This is a genomic window from Corynebacterium sp. HMSC056F09 (assembly GCF_001815785.1).
Lineage (GTDB): Bacteria > Actinomycetota > Actinomycetes > Mycobacteriales > Mycobacteriaceae > Corynebacterium > Corynebacterium hiratae.
Genome location: NZ_KV821945.1, coordinates 19,950 through 36,533, shown reverse-complemented (window position 1 = coordinate 36,533; position 16,584 = coordinate 19,950). Strand labels below are relative to the sequence as shown.

Annotated in this window: 16 protein-coding genes; 4 read left to right on the top strand and 12 right to left on the bottom strand. The window is 58.3% G+C overall.

Going from position 1 to position 16,584, the window contains the following annotated elements; all coding sequences use genetic code 11:
• The first annotated feature begins 1 nt into the window (after position 1).
• Both HMPREF3056_RS08285 and HMPREF3056_RS08280 read left to right on the top strand, forming a co-directional pair.
• On the top strand, positions 2–1,750 hold the full coding sequence (locus HMPREF3056_RS08285) for an ABC transporter ATP-binding protein (protein WP_070754542.1): 1,749 nt from the start codon (positions 2–4) through the stop codon (positions 1,748–1,750).
• Positions 1,743–3,515: an ABC transporter ATP-binding protein gene (locus tag HMPREF3056_RS08280; protein WP_070754541.1), complete on the top strand. Its 1,773-nt coding sequence runs from the start codon at positions 1,743–1,745 to the stop codon at positions 3,513–3,515. The genes HMPREF3056_RS08285 and HMPREF3056_RS08280 overlap by 8 nt, the downstream gene beginning before the upstream one ends.
• 156 nt (positions 3,516–3,671) lie before the next feature.
• Here HMPREF3056_RS08280 and HMPREF3056_RS08275 read toward each other — a convergent pair whose 3' ends face one another.
• The 8 genes from HMPREF3056_RS08275 to HMPREF3056_RS08245 form a co-directional block, all read right to left on the bottom strand.
• Positions 3,672–3,905 (bottom strand): hypothetical protein, encoded by a 234-nt coding sequence (locus tag HMPREF3056_RS08275; protein ID WP_070754540.1) that lies wholly within the window; start codon positions 3,903–3,905, stop codon positions 3,672–3,674.
• A 481-nt stretch (positions 3,906–4,386) separates the two neighbouring features.
• A complete protein-coding gene (locus tag HMPREF3056_RS13355) occupies positions 4,387–4,668 on the bottom strand; it encodes an MFS transporter (protein ID WP_141759863.1) in 282 nt (93 codons plus the stop codon).
• On the bottom strand, positions 4,566–4,784 hold the full coding sequence (locus HMPREF3056_RS08270; protein ID WP_246822500.1) for a hypothetical protein: 219 nt from the start codon (positions 4,782–4,784) through the stop codon (positions 4,566–4,568). The genes HMPREF3056_RS13355 and HMPREF3056_RS08270 overlap by 103 nt, the downstream gene beginning before the upstream one ends.
• 66 nt (positions 4,785–4,850) lie before the next feature.
• On the bottom strand, positions 4,851–5,027 hold the full coding sequence (locus HMPREF3056_RS08265; RefSeq protein ID WP_246822490.1) for a DUF2871 family protein: 177 nt from the start codon (positions 5,025–5,027) through the stop codon (positions 4,851–4,853).
• A gap of 262 nt (positions 5,028–5,289) precedes the next feature.
• Positions 5,290–5,646, bottom strand: a complete 357-nt coding sequence (locus tag HMPREF3056_RS08260) for a hypothetical protein (protein WP_070754539.1) — start codon at positions 5,644–5,646, stop codon at positions 5,290–5,292.
• Between the two features lie 11 nt (positions 5,647–5,657).
• Entirely contained in the window at positions 5,658–6,050 is a 393-nt protein-coding gene (locus tag HMPREF3056_RS08255; RefSeq protein WP_012714925.1) for a TetR/AcrR family transcriptional regulator, read from the bottom strand.
• Between the two features lie 177 nt (positions 6,051–6,227).
• Positions 6,228–8,468, bottom strand: coding sequence for a LamG-like jellyroll fold domain-containing protein (locus tag HMPREF3056_RS08250; RefSeq protein WP_070754538.1), 2,241 nt, complete (start codon positions 8,466–8,468; stop codon positions 6,228–6,230).
• A 203-nt stretch (positions 8,469–8,671) separates the two neighbouring features.
• Complete coding sequence (locus HMPREF3056_RS08245; protein WP_070754537.1) at positions 8,672–10,456, bottom strand: flavin-containing monooxygenase; 1,785 nt, start codon at positions 10,454–10,456, stop codon at positions 8,672–8,674.
• A gap of 193 nt (positions 10,457–10,649) precedes the next feature.
• Here HMPREF3056_RS08245 and HMPREF3056_RS08240 point away from each other — a divergent pair, with 193 nt between their 5' ends.
• Positions 10,650–11,078 carry an OsmC family protein gene (locus HMPREF3056_RS08240; protein WP_070754536.1) on the top strand — a complete coding sequence of 143 codons (429 nt, stop codon included), beginning with the start codon at positions 10,650–10,652 and terminating at the stop codon, positions 11,076–11,078.
• Between the two features lie 127 nt (positions 11,079–11,205).
• Complete coding sequence (locus tag HMPREF3056_RS08235; protein WP_070754535.1) at positions 11,206–12,132, top strand: DUF1906 domain-containing protein; 927 nt, start codon at positions 11,206–11,208, stop codon at positions 12,130–12,132.
• Between the two features lie 23 nt (positions 12,133–12,155).
• On the opposite strand, the gene HMPREF3056_RS08230 is transcribed toward HMPREF3056_RS08235, so the two are convergent.
• The 4 genes from HMPREF3056_RS08230 to HMPREF3056_RS08215 form a co-directional block, all read right to left on the bottom strand.
• On the bottom strand, positions 12,156–13,172 hold the full coding sequence (locus tag HMPREF3056_RS08230; RefSeq protein WP_070517032.1) for a hypothetical protein: 1,017 nt from the start codon (positions 13,170–13,172) through the stop codon (positions 12,156–12,158).
• 51 nt (positions 13,173–13,223) lie between these two features.
• Positions 13,224–14,870, bottom strand: coding sequence for a solute symporter family protein (locus HMPREF3056_RS08225; RefSeq protein ID WP_070754534.1), 1,647 nt, complete (start codon positions 14,868–14,870; stop codon positions 13,224–13,226).
• Positions 14,871–14,873: 3 nt separating this feature from the next.
• Entirely contained in the window at positions 14,874–15,218 is a 345-nt protein-coding gene (locus tag HMPREF3056_RS08220; RefSeq protein ID WP_070529440.1) for a DUF485 domain-containing protein, read from the bottom strand.
• A 435-nt stretch (positions 15,219–15,653) separates the two neighbouring features.
• Positions 15,654–16,511, bottom strand: coding sequence for an aldo/keto reductase (locus tag HMPREF3056_RS08215; RefSeq protein WP_070754533.1), 858 nt, complete (start codon positions 16,509–16,511; stop codon positions 15,654–15,656).
• Positions 16,512–16,584: the final 73 nt, after the last annotated feature.

The window sequence follows — 16,584 nt, the reverse complement described above, 5'->3', positions numbered from 1 at the left end:
AATGTCTGAACTAAAACAAAGTTCCACAGAATCAAGCGGAACCCACGCACCAGAATCACACGGTGCGTCACCGGAAGAAGAGGCTCGCGCAAAACAAAAAGCCGGCCAGGTCGCTCTAAAAAAACTACTGGCCCCAGTGCAAACAACCATCTACTTCGCACAGTTTCTCGCGCTTATATCCTCGGTACTCGCCGTAGCACCCTACGTCGCGTTGGTGGCACTGGGAAATGCTCTAATCGACGGCAATACTGATGACGTCGCGTCCATTGTGAAATGGCTACTTGCTGCATTTTTGGGCCAGCTATTCTTCTATTTCCTTGCCCTTGTAATCACCCACTTCGCTGATGCAAAGCTGGTGGGGATTAACCGGCGCCGAATTATTACCGCTATTGCGAAAGCACCACTCTCGTGGTTTAGCCAGACTAATTCCGGCAAAGTCCGCAAAGCCGTCGAGGACGATACGTTAACTCTGCACACCCTGACAGCCCACGCTCCTGTAGAGAAGGTCGCCGCGATCTTTACGCCCCTCGCGCTTCTGGTTTATGCCTTTATCTTGGATTGGCGCCTTGGTCTACTTTCTATTGCCACTGTGCCCATTTTCCTAGCAATCCAAGCATATTCAATGAAAGATATGGGCACAAAAACTGCGGAACTGGATAATTATCTGGGTGAGGTCTCTGCGACTGCGGTGGAGTTCTCCGAAGGTATTTCCGTCGTCAAGGCTTTCGGCACCGTTGGCAAAGCCCACGCTCGATATCGCGAAGCTGCCCAAAAATTCGCGGAATTCTATTACGAGTGGCTACGTCCGCTTCTGCGTGTTTCCGCAATCTCAGAGTCTGTGGTGGCGGTTCCTGTACTCATCCTTATCAATCTAGGAGTCGGTTCCCTGCTGATAGCTGGTGGCTATGTCACGGTCGCTGAAGTCATCGCAACAACGTTAATTGCGCTGGTGCTCCCGGGCACGATTCAAACCGTCGGCCAAATGATGTGGTCTTACCAGCTCGCTGGCAATGCGGCGTTGCGCCTTGATGAAGTCATGACAATTTCCCATGTGAAAGAAGGCCAAAAGAGCCTCGATGCCAGTAGTCAAGACATGGAGGTGGAGTTCCATAAGGTCAGCTTTAGCTACGCCCCAGACACACCAGTCCTCCAAGACTTTTCTGCGCAACTAAATGCAGGCACTGTCACGGCATTGATTGGCCCCTCCGGGTCTGGCAAATCCACAGCAGCAACGATGCTGGCGCGTTTCCAGGATCCAGATTCGGGCACAATCACTATCAACAACGTGGATATCCGTGATCTCACTTTCGACAGTTTGTACCGCACTGTGGCTTTCGTCTTACAAGACCCTCACTTACTGCGTATGAGTATTCGGGAAAACATTCGCCTTGCACGCCCAGAAGCCCGCGATGAAGAGATCTGGCAAGCCGCAGAGGCTGCGCACATAGCTGCTGATATTCGCGCTTTACCGGCTGGGCTCGACACCGTTGTTGGTGAGGACACCTCTTTATCCGGTGGACAACAGCAACGCATTTCTATTGCCCGGGCAATTATTACCAATGCGCCAATCTTGATCCTAGATGAAGCTACTGCGGCAACTGATCCTGACTGCGAAGCAGAAATTCAAGCAGCTCTAGCCACACTCGTCAGAGGCAAGACCGTCTTAGTCATCGCCCACAAGCCGGAGTCCATCCAAGGAGCAGACCAAATAATCTGCCTCAAGCCTATGAAGGATAATTCTCATGTCTAATGCCACTACGCCTGCTAGTTCGCGTCTTCGTGATCCGCTACTCACTCGCAGTGTCAAAAAGCTGCAAAGTCCTGTAGGCCATAAGCTCAATAAAAGGTATGCTTGTCTATCGCTTATCGTTGGCGTGCTTGATGGCCTCGCCGTTCTCACGCTCGTGCCACTTACAAAGGCACTCGATGGGGATACGACGATCGCACCATGGATGTGGACGCTTTTGGCAATTGCGCTCGTAGCTTTTGCGCTACGATTTTTCGCAACCATGGCCTCTTACCACACGGCCTTGGATTTCATCCGAGCCGCGCACACGACTGTGGGCGATAAATTAGCAACGCTACCGCTCGGCTGGTTCGTACCGGCTAATACCGGCGGCCTATCTCGCCTCGTTTCAGATCGCTTTATGGTGGCGGCCGAGACCATTGCGCATATTCAAGGAACGATATACCGCGATAGCGCGGCACTTGTCACCTTGTTAGTAGGAGCGTGTTTCTGGAACCCGAAGCTGGGCTTGGTCCTTCTTATCATCGCACCATTGGCGCTCGTGGTGATGCAGTTGGCTGCATGGATTCGTGAGAAAGCATCGAACCGCGCACTGGGGCCGAGTAAAGAGCTCTCCCAGCGCATCGTAGAATTTGCTAACCGTCAACCAGCCCTGCGCGCGGCAGGACAATCACAGGTTTTTGCGCCACTAGAGCAAGCGCTAGAAATCGACCATAAAGCACGAATACGCGAGCTATGGGTATCCACATTAGCTTTGCTACTCAACGGCATAGTAGTGCAGATCTTCATTGTGGCTCTCATTATGGTCTCCGCGGATCTTGCCGTTGAAGGCGCCCTATCGCCACTAGAAACAATTGCGATCATCGGAATCAGCTTGAGGTTTACCCGCACGCTTGAGCAGCTGGGTTCTTCTTTCGTCGGTTTAGATGCCGGCCGTATCGCGCTTGCAGAAACTGAGCTCATCACCGATGCTCCTTCCCTGCCAGAACCCACTACTCCGCGCCTAGGCGATGGTTCGGGAAATGTAGAGCTGCTTAATGTCACGTTTGGATACGGCGATAAACCAGTATTGGTAGATGTCACTTTCCATGCTCGACCAGGCACCGTTACCGCCATTGTCGGTCCTTCTGGCTCCGGAAAGACCACAATTGCGCGCCTTATTTCGCGATTCTGGGATGTAGATTCCGGGGCGGTGATGGTTGACGGCGTAGATATCCGCGAGCTTGGAACCGAACAGTTAATGTCCAGGCTGTCCATGGTCTTTCAGGACGTTTACCTCTTCGACGACTCGTTAATCGCTAATATCCGCGTTGGTCGTCCCGACGCCTCCGATGAGGAAGTCTTCCGCGCAGCTGATCTTTCAGGCGTGACTTCTATTGCCAACCGCCTAGGGTGGCATACTCCTGTTGGTGAAGGCGGGCGGCTTCTATCCGGTGGTGAACGCCAGCGCGTATCTGTAGCTCGCGCGCTTCTCAAGCAAGCGCCGATTGTACTCTTTGATGAGGCTACCTCCGCGCTCGATGCAGAAAATGAGGCAAACATTCTTGCTGCGATGGACGAGCTACGGGAGCAATCTACTTTTATTGTCATCGCCCATAAGCTGGATACAATCAAATCTGCTGATCAAATCGTAGTCTTGGATGAACACGGGCAAGTCAGCCAGCTGGGCACGCATTCTGAGCTTTCCGATGTCCCCGGTATCTACCGTCACTTCTGGCAGCAACGCAAAGCAGCAAGCGGGTGGAAAATCAGTTCGGGACGCGATTAACGCGGGCACCGAGATCGGCATTGTTTGCGGGGGACACCCTTCTCTCCCCCTCTCCCCCCGCAGCACGGAGCACCCTAAGTGCACCGACAAGGCTCAGAGCGAAGAATGCGGTAGCGGCTACGAGCGACCACTGCGCGGCGTTGGCCATGCCTTCGCTTAAGGTCTACACCACTGCCCCAGGCGCACGGTGGTTTGCGTTGCGGAGGCTTGCCTGGAGTCATCGACGGGAATATCCCGCAGCATCGTGCCGGTCGGCTGCGTGGAGGCGAACCCCAGGCCCAAGCCGTACAGGGTCAGCGGCGCGGCGATGATCCAATCATTCGTATCCGGCCCCATAAGCAGGACGAGGATAAGGACGCCGACGGCTTCCAAGCCGAGCCCAATGAGCACGGTGCCAGGCGCCCCGTACCGTGCCGCGACGTGGGGGCTGCTGCAACGGAGAAGAATGCACCGATTGCCATGGCTGCCAGCACCAGGCCAGACAACATCGTGCAGAGGTCCAACGTATTAATCAGGTACAGCGGCAACACGAAGATGATGGCAAACTCGCCGATTGCTACCGCACCAGCGGTGGTATTGCCCCACGAGAACGTGGAATAAGAAAACAATTCAAGATACAACAGCGCCGAGCGGTGACCCCGCTCGCGGTGCTTTTCCAACCTGATTAACAGCGCGAAGCCCACGGCCGAAATCGTGCGCCCTAGCGGAACCGGTGAAATAGCCGCGTTTTCGAACCAGGTCCAGCCAAAGAAGCTGAATGAGGATTGGGCTCCCACCAGCCTAGGTCGGACCCTCGATAATCGCGAATACCAGGACACCCATTCCGTCAGTGCACCACCGGCAAGCGGTCCGACCGCTGCCGCACCGGAAATCACCGCGCCCCACACACCAAAGGCTGCTGCGCGGTATTTGCCGCGGAATACGGTTTCCCCGTGGAAAGCGTGGAAGGCATGATGAACGCAGCACCGATTGCCTGTACTGCGCGCGCGGAGATCCACGTGGCGGCCGAGGTAGGAAATCCCGCCAATACGCTGCCTGCCACGAATATTGTCAGGCCGGTGAGGAAGGCTCGCTTGCGTCCCCAGGTATCCGCAATCTTGCCCCGTCGCAGAGCAGCTCCGCCAGTAGCACCGCATAGAGGCTGTTGACCCACTGCGCCTGCGTCAGGTTGAGCTGCAGGTCAGTGATGTTCGAGGGCAATGCCACGCCGACGATAGTGCCATCTAGGACAATGACGCCCAGTCCGACGGAAAGAACCGCCAGGCTCATCCAATCGCGGCGAGTAGGCGCCGTGACGTTTTCTTGAGCGTTCTTGAGCGCTGCGCTCGCTCATGGTTAGGCGTTCACCGAAGCATTGGCGCTGCCTGCATCTGGTTCCTTGATGGCCCAGCCCAAATTCACGAGAAAGACCGTCAGCCCCACCGTGATAAAGATGTGGCTCAAACCGGCAATGCCAGAAATCTCGTTGGATTCCTTGCCCAGCACCGTCAAAATGCCGTGTGAAATTTGCATTCCAACGGTAGGCCGACTGGCTCACCGACCCCGCCGGCCGACGCACCAGCCACACCCTCAACATCCAAGGACTGAGGTGTCCCAGGTTTTGTTCCGTCCGAGTAGATAGGACAAAACCTGGGGCACTTTAACTCCAGAACCGAGAGCCGTTCAGCCTAAACGTGTCATTCACGGTAAATAATGGACGAAAACTCGCCGCCGCGGTTTTCACACGCTTTTTACTGTGAATGACATCAGGTTCTGGCGCTGGCTCACGTCAGGCTCAGGCGGCCTGAGCCTTTTCGTTGATGCGCGCTACACATTCAGCCGGGTTATCCAAGGACACGATGAGCCGATCGAAGTGCTCTTCCTTGAGCTCAATGACAACGACATTCTCATAGCCGCTGACGTTCCAGAATTGTCGGCCACCATCCGCGTGGAAGGTGCCCGCTAGCTTCTGTCCACTGCGCAGCCCCGGCGCACGGAAACCTTTTGGTTCGTGCTTCATGCCGGGGTCATGAGTAGCGCCGCGCACATGCTCCCACGGAATCGTGATGCTGCCGGTCAGAGACCAAAGCTTGTCTAGCCCGAGAGGTTCGACGATGAGCTCAGCATCTGTCAGAGTGAGTTTGTTGTTCATGATGGTTCTCCTTAGTGTTCGGTTTCTTGTGCACGGGCCAGCACGTGCTTCCCTAGCGCTTCTGAACTGTCGAAGCACAGTTCACAAGCTCGCTGAATAAGCTCGCGTAAATCTTTACTGACTGGCGCCACCTCAACCAGTGCCACCACCACGAAGTCCTTTGCAGCATCCGATACTCGGCCGCCTTCAGCTTCAGCACACACGGTTTCTGCCGCAGCACGAAACAATCCATGCTTTGAGCCATAGAGGTTGTAGAAGCTGGACCGGTTAAGCCCCAGTTGATTGACCACCACGTCCACTGACACTGCATTGAATCCGCTCCTGCCAAACAACGTGATCGCGCCAGAGAGAACTTCTTTTTCATTGAATTTACGAGGCCGTCCCATGAGTTTCATACTACTCATTCCAGAATAGTTTGTCCATAACTGGATTAGCTTCGACTACACTGCGAAGCCGATTCACTCAAGCCACATTTCTAACAACTAGCCATATTTCTAACAATCAGGGGCCGAAATCGGGTCGTGCCGTGCAGCAAAAATCCCCCGCCTCAGTGCGAAGCGGGGGACGGAAGGTGTACGGGACTAGTTCAGGCCCGGAATCTTCGGCAGCTTCGGCTGCGGGATGTTGAGGCCGAAGAGTTGGTTGATGGTTGGGATGAGAGCGTAGGCGGCGCCGCCGACAACTGCAATGACGGCGACGATTGGGAAGATAATCTTCGCGCCGTGGCTGGAGCCGGCGAAGAAGGCCTGGCCAATGTCACCAGCGGAAGGCTCCTTCGTATTGGTCGGCTTAGCGGGCGTGCTCGGCTCGGTGGTGGTCGTCTCAGCCGGGGAGGTGGTCGCGGAGGAGGACGGCTCCTCATCTTTTACGGCCGGGCGGGCGGTCAACCACTGGTCGGAGTCCAGAACACCCTGGGTCAGGCGGGTCTCACCAATCCAGCCGTACCACGGGTCCTGCGGCTTGCGGTTATCAAAGCCAGCGCCCATGACCCACTGCAGGTCGCGTGGGAGCAAGCCCTCAGCACCCTTGGCGTTGCGCAGGATAGGTGCACCGTTGATGAACATCTCCACGGTGTCGGAATCCGGCTTGTTCACCACGGCGATGTGCATCCACTCATCGGTAGGTACCTCGTGGGACCAGACCGTGGAGCCTTCACCTTCCTTCGGCTCCGCCCACCAGCGCAGCTCACGCAGGTTGGAGATGCCGAACATGACGGTGGGGTCGGTGTCATCAGAGCCGTCGACAAGCTCAGCGATGCTGGAATCGCGGGAGAGCGCACTGCCCCAGCCGTGCTCAGAGCCGTTGAAATCCTTCGGGATTTTCACGAAGGACTCGAAGGTGTAGCCCGCGGAGGTATCAACCTTGTTGATTTCAGCGCCCTCCTTGGAGCGGAACTCCGCCATGGCGGCCTTGCCAGCTGGGTCGGACCAGTAGAGGGAACCAGAATCAGAAGACAGCGGGTGGTGATCCTTGGTGTAAGTGATGCGCTCACCCGTGTTGGAAGGACCGCCTTCGCGAACGAGGTCACCGGTACCGTCGGCACCGAAGGCATCCGGGATAACAGCGCCCTCGGTGGCCACGTCGCCGTCGGCAAGTTGCTTGCCGTCCTTGTTCTTGGTCTGGCCTGGGCGCCAGTGGAAGACGGTCTTGTCAGCCTGCACGAAGTCGTTCGGGCCCTCCGGAAGCTGATCCTTCGGGATGGTGTACGGGGTGTAGCCTTCCTTCGCGATGTCGCGGGCCTTCTGGCCAAGGTCTGGGTCATTCTCATCGCCGATGGTCCACTCCGGGGCGAAGTCAGCGAAGCGCTCCTTGAAGTTGAGCGGCACGTGGTAGCTATCGCCCTTGCCGTCGAGGATGAGCTTGTCGAACTGCGTGAGCTCCTTCGCCGGTTTCTGCGCCACCCACGGGGACAGGGCGGTCATCTCCAGTTCATTGCCGGAGAGATCAAACTCGAGCACACCGAGCAGGCCGTTACCGCCTTGGTAGGCCATCTGGTAGTCCTGCAGGATGCCAATGACGTCGTGGCCAGCATCGTTCTTATCCACGCGGTAGCCCGCGCCGTGGTGGTGGCCGCCCATGGTGAGGAAAATCTGGTCGTTCTTCTTGATGAACTTGTTCCACAGGCCCTTGCCGTAGTCCTCGGAGTAGAAGACCTCGCCAGCGCCATCGATGTTGAGCACCTCGTGGCTGGTAAGGATGACCGGCAGATCCGGGTGGGCATCGAGAACGCCCTGCGCCCAGTCCAACGCCGCATCATCCGCGCGCCAGCCCAGCGCCAGGACCAGGTACTTCTGGCCCTCGGCCTCAAAAATGTGGTACTCGGAGTCGTTATTGACCGCGGTGTGGCGCTCTTGGAAGGTTTCCGGGTTGGCGGTCTTGGCGCGCTCGGCACTGAAGTGGTCGTTGTACGGGTGCGCTGACTTATCCTCAATCATGTCGTGGTTGCCCGGCAGGATGGAGTAGTTCAGATCGGAGTCATCGAGGACCTTCATGGCCTCATCGGCGACCTTCCACTCCCCTTCCACATCCGCTTGGTCCACCACGTCACCAAGGTGCGTAGCGAAGTCCATGTTGAGCGCTTCCTGGTTCTTCACCAGCCACTCGACCTGCGCCTTAAAAGGCTCGCTGCCGTAGCGTGCCTGGGCCAGGTTGCCGGTTTCCGGGGTGGAATACCGGGAATAGAACTGAGTATCCGGCAGCACTCCGATGCTAAAGCGCGAGCCCAAGCCTTCTGTTGGTTCGGCGGCGGAGGCGGGGACAACGAGGAACGTACCGGCCACCGAGGCGGTGACCAGGGTGCCGAGCAGGCGGCGAGCAGTCATAGATCTTCCTATCAAAACGAAGTAGTGAGGTTGCTTCATGGTTTAAGCCATGGAGCAACCGACAGAGACAAGGAAAGATTATGGCCCGGAGTTTGCGACCGCGTGACCACAATGTGAATTTCCTTTTAAATGACTACCCGCCTTTTAGCCCCCTCATGAGAATGCCGTCTACTTCCGCAGGCTCCTGCCTGCGCTCTTCTGCCTTAAGAGGTGTGGTACACCGGCGCCAGTTCATAGACCGGAGTATCCATCCCCTCATAGCGCGCCTTGAGCTGAAGCGCTAGGTAGCGCGAATAGTGGCGCGATTGGTGCAGGTTGCCGCCGTGGAACCACAGCTGCGGCACCTGAGTGGGCTTCCACATGTTGCGCAGCTCGCCCTCCCACGGGCCGGGATCCTTGGTGGTATCCGAGCCCAAGCCCCAGCACTTGCCCACGGTGTCAGCAACTTCCTTAGAAATCAACTGCTCGGCCCAGCCATTCATAGAGCCGTAACCGGTGGCCAGCATGATGACATCGGCGGGCAATTCGGTACCGTCGGTGAGCACCACGGACTTTTCCTTCACCTCCGCGATGGACACGCCAGACTTCACCGGGATCGAGCCGTCGATGACCAGCTCGCTGGCACCGACGTTGATGTAGTAGCCCGAACCACGGCGCAGGTATTTCAGATAAAGACCCGAGCCGTCATCGCCAAAGTCGTTCTGGAAGCCGGCCTTCTCCAAACCGTCATAAAAGTCTTTATCGGCCTCACGGATGCCATCGAAGACTTCACGGTGGACGTCGGGAAGCACAGCGTAGGGCCAGGAAGCAAAGAGGAGGTCCGCCTTGTCCGTATCCACACCGGCCTCCACGGCTTCTTCCGAGTAGAGCGGGCCAAAGACATCCTTCATGAGGGTGTCCGATTGCACGATGTGCGTGGAGGAACGCTGAATCATGACCGGCCGCGCACCATGCGCGTAGAGGTCCGCGGCGATGTCGTGGGCGGAGTTGTTCGCGCCCAGCACAATGACGTCCTTGCCCTCATCGCCTGCGCCACCCGGGTGTTCCGAGGAGTGCCGGATTTCCCCGGCGAAGTTCTCCTGCCCCTCCAGGTGGGGACGATTCGGCACACCGGACATGCCCGTGGCCAGAACCAGCTGTGTGGGTTCCAGAAGAATCTCTTCCCCGTCCTTGCGAACGGTGACCTTCCACGTGCCGCTGGACTCATCGAAGGAGGCCTTCATGCACTCGCTATTGGTCCAGTAATCCAAGTCCATGATGCCCACGTAGTGCTCCAGCCAGTCCCCCATCTTGTCTTTCGGGGTGAACATCGGCCAGTCATCTGGGAAGGGGAGGTACGGCAGGTGGTCGTACCACACGGGATCGTGCAGGCACAGCGAGTGGTAGCGGCCGCGCCACTGGTCGCCGGGGCGGCCCGCCTTATCGACGATAAGCGTGGGAACACCTTGGCGCTTCAGGCGCGCCCCGAGCGCGATACCGCCCTGGCCACCACCGATAATGAGGACGTAGGGCTGTTCCGTATGCCCCAGTGCCGCACGGCGCTCCTCCCGCAGGTCCGCCCAGTTCTTAGCGCCCTTGACCACCTTGTGCTCCGTGCCCAGCGGGCGGCGGCGCCCCTTAGGCTCCGGGAAATCCTTGAGCTCGCGCGCGGAGGTGAGGAAGGTCCAGGCCTTAGCGTCGCGCAGGCGCGCGACGGCGGTGACATAGAAGTTCGCAGACTCACACGTGAAGTGGACCCGCGTTACGCCATTGCCTTCGTCCTCCACCTCTGTTATCTCCGGGTTGTCGAGCGCAGCGTCAGTGCCAGCGATCATCGCGGCGATGGCTTCCGAACCTTCGGCGGTGTGCAGGTTCCACGTCACCGCGGCAAGATCCCGCCAGAAGCCCCCGGGTTCAAAGACTTCCTCCACGTCCGCTGCCGTCGGTGCTTCACGGTCAGTGAGGTGGACGAGCTTGTCAAGCCAGCCTTTAATTTCCGCAGTCGTCATAGCCACAACTCCTTCATCAAGGGAAACAATTTCTCCCATTCCTACCCCCACAGCGAGATGCACATCACACCCTCTCCCCCGCGTGACAATTTTGTAAAGGGAGAATTTTAAAAGTTCCGCAGCATGACGCATGCGGTGTGGCAACCTGCAAAGCCCTCGCCCCTACCCCTGTTTCCGCCGCTAGGATGACGCTATGAGCAACATCACCAAGAAATACTCCGTCGACGTCACCCGCATCGATACAGGCCACTACCGCGCCACGAATGCCGAAGGTATCAGCCTCGAGTTTGGCCGCGCTGAGGGACTACTCAGCCCAGTTGAGTTGCTGCTCGCCGCCGTGGCGGGCTGCTCGGCCGTGGACATCGACGTGGTCACCTCGCGCCGCACAGAGCCGGAGCTTTTCGACGTCCACGTTGAAGGCACCCGCGTCGACGAAGACGGGGCCTCGCGACTGAGCGACGTCGACGTGGAATTCTCCCTCCGCTTTCCCGATACCGACGCCGGGCGCCAGGCCCAGTCCATGGTGGAGCGCCTCGTGCGCATCTCCCAAGAAAAGGACTGCACCGTATCCCGCACGGTGGAAAATCCCACTAACGTCACGTTCCGCACGACAAAGCCTTAAGCACCTTTAAACAAAGGGATTGCCGTCGCGCCCAGCAAATGCTACCCCTGGTGCAATTTTTAACCATTGTGACTAAAGTGATTGCGGAAACTTTCTTCTTCACCGCCTCCCTAGGAGAATTCACACCATGTCCTTGTCCCGTCGTTCCCTGTTCAAGGCCGGTGCCCTCACGCTGGCCGCCGGTGCCATCGGTAGCCAGGCGCCCGCCGCTCTCGCCGTGGGCCCAGCTTTGGGCACCATCATCGACTTCTCTGCCGGTGTTCCTTCCGCCCGCGCCATCAAGGCAGCCGGCCACCTCGGCGCCATCCGCTACGTATCCCAACGCCGCCCCGGCGCCGAATGGATGAAGGGCAAGCCTGTCACCCTGGCGGAGACCAAGGCCAACGCAGCGGCAGGCCTCAAGACCGCTTCCATCTACCAGTTTGGCCGCGCGGAAACTGCGGACTGGCTCAACGGCGCTGCGGGCGCCGCAGTCCATGCGCCGCAGGCCATCGCCATCCACAAGGCTGCGGGCGGGCCGACCGGGCGCCCCATCTACATTGCCATCGATGACAATCCCACCCGCGCCCAGTACGAGAACCAGATCCGCCCCTACCTCAAGGCCTTCTCCGCAGCGCTGAGCGCCGCGGGCTACCAGACTGGCGTGTATGGCAACTACAACGTCATCGACTGGTGTGTTGCCGACCGCATCGGCCAGTTCTACTGGATGCACGACTGGGGCTCTGGCGGAAAGCTCCACCCGCGCACCACCATCCACCAGAAGGCCAAGAATCAAGCCACTATCGACGGCATTACGTGCGATATCAACACCGTATATGCCAACGACTGGGGCCAGTGGACCCCGGGCGATGGTGCTGTGGAGCCGCCAAAGGTCAAGGACATCCCGGCAGTGCCTGACGACATCCCGTTGCCCAATGTTTCCCTGCCGGATCCCACCGGGCGCGGCTCCAGCGTCAGCGGCGATGGCATCACCATCGCCGGCTCCTCCATTAGCAATGACCAGGTGCGCGGCGCGGTGGATATCCTCAACACCGTGCGCAAGTCCATGGGCTAATCAACACGCGGCGGCGCTGGTTTCTACTGCGCCGCCGTTGTCTTCGTTGCCGAAGAAGACGGCTTGGAGGACGACGACGTGGTCGATGACGCCGGTGCCGGCGATTCTGTAGACGCCGCTGGCTTTGAGGTGCTGGAGGGGGCAGCGGTAGACGTCGTCAAGCGCGTGGTGCTAGCGCCAGGATGGGCCAGCGCCTCTTTGTTCAAGTTGTTTCCCTTCACGAGGTTCTTACCCGTGATTTCCTTGCGCACGTAGGACGTAAGCTCCTCGGCAGAGCCCTCGATGGAGGCAGCCACAACAAAGTTCTCCCCAAAAGACACCGAAGAGTGTCGGTCCTTACTGTCCGACCAGCCCCATTTTGATCCCACGACGTCACTGAGCTTCGCGGTGCCATAGTTTTGCTGGTAGCCATCGGCTGAGACGGCATCGGCGTGAGACATCGCCACCAAAACTGGGTGCGTCGGATCATCTTCCAAGAGCTGAACGATGAAGCGCACCACGTCATAGGTTGAGGTCATCGAGTGACCCCAATCCTCCCCCGCTGACGTAGAGTCCAGCCCATATTCCTTGGCGATTGCATCGATGGACCGCGGGTACTTCTCAAAGAGCTTCCCGGCGCTCTCATCCGAAGAATCAGCAATCATGTCCAGCGCTAGATACTTGTCCTCGAAGGAACCGTGCTCGAGCACGTAGGCGGCGATGTAAAGCTTGATCAGGCTGAGCGCATAGCGCGGCTGGTGCTCGGTGGGTGAGCCCATGTGCATGCCTGTCTCAATGCGGTAGTACGTGATTGACTTCTCGTCATCGCCCTTGAGGAATTGCCCCACGGTGTCCTCTACCGCCGCGAGTTGTGGATCGCCCTTCTTATGCGCGATGGGGCCGGGAGTAGCCGTGCTGGTGTGCGTTGGGCGCCCCACCGTGGAGTCTTCTTCATTCGCAGGCGAGCACGCAACAAGGGCCGTGGCACCGAGCACGCACGCCAGAAGGGCGGCACCAGCACGCGCTGGTACCGCCCTATAACGAGGCTGCGGGTAAAACACGAGGTTAGAGTCTACCCGCTACCGTCTGGAATGTAGTGCTTGAGGTGGCGCTTAGTGGTCCACCGGAGCCTCAACACCCACGCCGGTCAGGGAGCGAACCTCCATCTCGGCGGACAGTTCTTCTAGGTTGTCCGGCGGGGTCATGATGGAAACGATCCAGCCGGCGAAGAAGGCCAGCGGGATGGTGACCAGGCCCGGGGAGGACAGCGGGAAGATGGACCAGTCAGCGTTCGGGAACATCGAGGTCGGGGTACCGGAGACTGCCGGGGACAGGAAGATGAGTACCAAGCAGGAGATAACACCGGTGTACATCGACGCCACGGCACCTGCGGTGTTGAATCGACGCCAGTACAGGGAGTACAGGATGGTCGGCAGGTTGGCGGAGGCAGCCACGGCAAAGGCCAGGGACACCAGGAAGGCAACGTTCTGGGTCATGGCCAGAATGCCCAGGATGATGGAGACAATGCCCAGGACGACCACGGTGATCTGGGAAACGCGAACCTGCTCAGCCTCGGTGGACTCACCGTTGCGGATGACGGAGTGGTAGATATCGTGCGCGATGGAAGCCGAAGCAGTGATGGCGAGGCCGGCGACAACAGCCAGAACGGTAGCGAAGGCCACCGCGGAGATGACCGCCATGAAGATGGAGCCACCGATCTCCAACGCCAGCAGCGGGGCCGCGGAGTTCGCACCGCCCGGTGCGGCGAGGATGCGGTCCGGGCCAACGAGGGCGGCAGCGCCGTAGCCCAGAACCAGGGTCATCAGGTAGAAGGCACCGATGATGACGATGGCCCAGGTAACGGAGCGGCGAGCCTCGGTCGCGGTCGGCACCGTGTAGAAGCGCATGAGAACGTGCGGCAGGCCACCAACACCGAGAACGAGGGCAATACCCAGGGAGATGAAGTCGAGTTTCGTGGTGAGGTTCTTGCCGTACTTCAGCCCCGGCTCCATGATCTGGGAAGCCTCGTAGCCGCCTTCCTTGATTGCTTCGGAATTAGCGTGCATATCAATCGCCTGGGTAAACAGGGCGCTGAAGCCGCCCTTCAGCAAGACAAAGGTGAGGATGCACATGATGACCACACCGGTGACCAGGAGCACGGCCTTGATCATCTGCACGTAGGTCGTGCCCTTCATGCCACCGACAAGAACGTAGACGATCATGAGGATGCCCACGATGCCGACGACGACGGCCTGCCACTTGAACTCATGAATATCCAGCAGCACGGCAACCAGGGAGCCGGCACCGGCCATCTGCGCAATGAGGTAGAACAACGACACAAACAGGGTCGAAATCGCCGCCGCCACGCGCACCGGGCGCTGCTTGAGACGGAAGGACAGCACGTCCGCCATGGTGAAACGGCCGACGTTACGCATTGGCTCGGCGACGAGCATCAGCGCAACGAGCCAGGCGACGAAAAAGCCCACTGAGTAAAGGAAGCCATCGTAGCCATTGAGCGCCACGGCACCCACGATGCCCAGGAAGGATGCGGCGGACAGGTAGTCGCCAGAGATAGCAAGGCCGTTTTGCCGGCCGGAGAAGCTACCGCCGCCGGTGTAAAAGTCAGAGGCTTCCTTGGTGGACTTTCCGGCTTTCAGCACCACGTACATGGTGACAACAAGGAACGCCGCGAAGACTGAAATATTCAGAATCGGGTTGCCGGCGGAGGATTCCGCTGCGGCCAAGGTAATGGTCTGCATTGTTTAGCCCTCCAGTTCCTGGCGAATGGCCGCTGCCTGCGGCTCGATGTTCTTGTTGGCGTAATTGACGTAGATATACGTGATGATGAAGGTGGTCAGGAACTGGGCCAGGCCGAAGATGAGGCCGACGTTCCAGCCTCCCCCAAGTTCAATAGCCATGAAGTCTGGCGCAAAAACGGCGGCCAGCACGTAGAGGACGTACCACACAAAGAACGCCACAGTCATGGGGAAGGTGAACTTGCGGTATGTGCCGCGCAGCTTAGAAAACTGCGAGCTATCACGCATCTCGACGAACTCTTGCGGCGTTGGTTCGCGGCGCGAGTTAATCGAAGCAGGTGCGTCAGTCATGTCGCTCTCCTTACAAAGGGTCTTTTCTCCACAAACCGCGGTGAGAGACAAAAGTTAGTGTCTTCAATCACGTTTTGCCTTGCACAGTAAGTTACCTAACCACTCTTGCAAGGTTGTAAATCCTGCCAAGAAAAGTTAATAACACACACTTTTGCTACCCCCTCTCCTTGCATCTACAAGGCATTTTCAGCTCACCGCTAACACCCCCACAGGAGAATTCAAAGAGGGAATCTAATTTAGCAAACCGAAACTTCACAGGGTTTTTAACAGATCTTCACTGCCCTCCCCTGCCGATTTCCACCCCCAGGAACACAACAAAGCCCGCCTTCAGCACCCCCACTCCTCTTCCCCAATATTGAAGGAAGAAAGAGCACGGTGCGGAAGACGGGCTCCATCGCTCACGGGCGCATAACGCGTCCCCTAAGTGTTCAAGCTTTAGGCGCCAGGAAACTCACGCGGGTCCTTGAACATGCGGCCAAATCCTTCCTTGCCATCAAGCGCGTCGAGAGCCGCAATATCCTCTGCAGTGAGCTCAACCTTCGCGGCAGCGAAGTTTTCCTCCAAGCGCTCGCGGCGGCTGGACTTCGGAATGACCGAAATCCCCTTGCTCAACAGGTACGCCAGGACAGCTTGGCCAGCAGTAATATCGTGTTTCTCGGCCACGGCCATAACTTCTGGGTTATTGAGGATGATGCCGCGGGCCAACGGCGACCACGCCTCCGTCACGATGCCATGGCTATCGTGGAATTGACGCAGCTCCGGCTGCGTAAAGCCCGGATGCAACTCAACCTGATTGAGGACAGGAACGACACCAGTCTCATCGATCAGGGTTTGCAGAGTTTCCTCATAAAAGTTGGCCACGCCAATCGATGCAATCTGCCCCATGCCCTGCATGCGGGCGATCTCCTCAAAGGTCTCCACGTACAACCCGCCCTGTGGCCAGGGCCAGTGGATAAGGTACAGGTCAAGGTAATCCAGCTGCAGCTTGTCCAGGGACTCACGGAAGGCCTGGCCCACTTTGTCCTTGCCATGGTGGTCGTGCCACACCTTGCTGGTAATAAAGAGCTCATCACGGGTCACGTCGCCAGCCTTCATAGCGGCGTTGAGCGCTTGGCCTAGCTCTTCTTCATTCTCGTAGAGGGTGGCAGTATCGAAGTGGCGGTAGCCCAGGTCGATGGCTTCACGCACGGAGCGGACGAGATCCTCCCCGCGCATCTTGTAGGTGCCGAGACCCAGCAGCGGCATCTCGCGGTCATCATTGAACGTAGTTTGTGGGACACTCATGCCCTCCATTGTGCCGCACTCCCGCGCGCTGTGTGGCGGAAAATGGCGGCTCGCGTCCTTCAACCCAGACGAAAACGCGCGA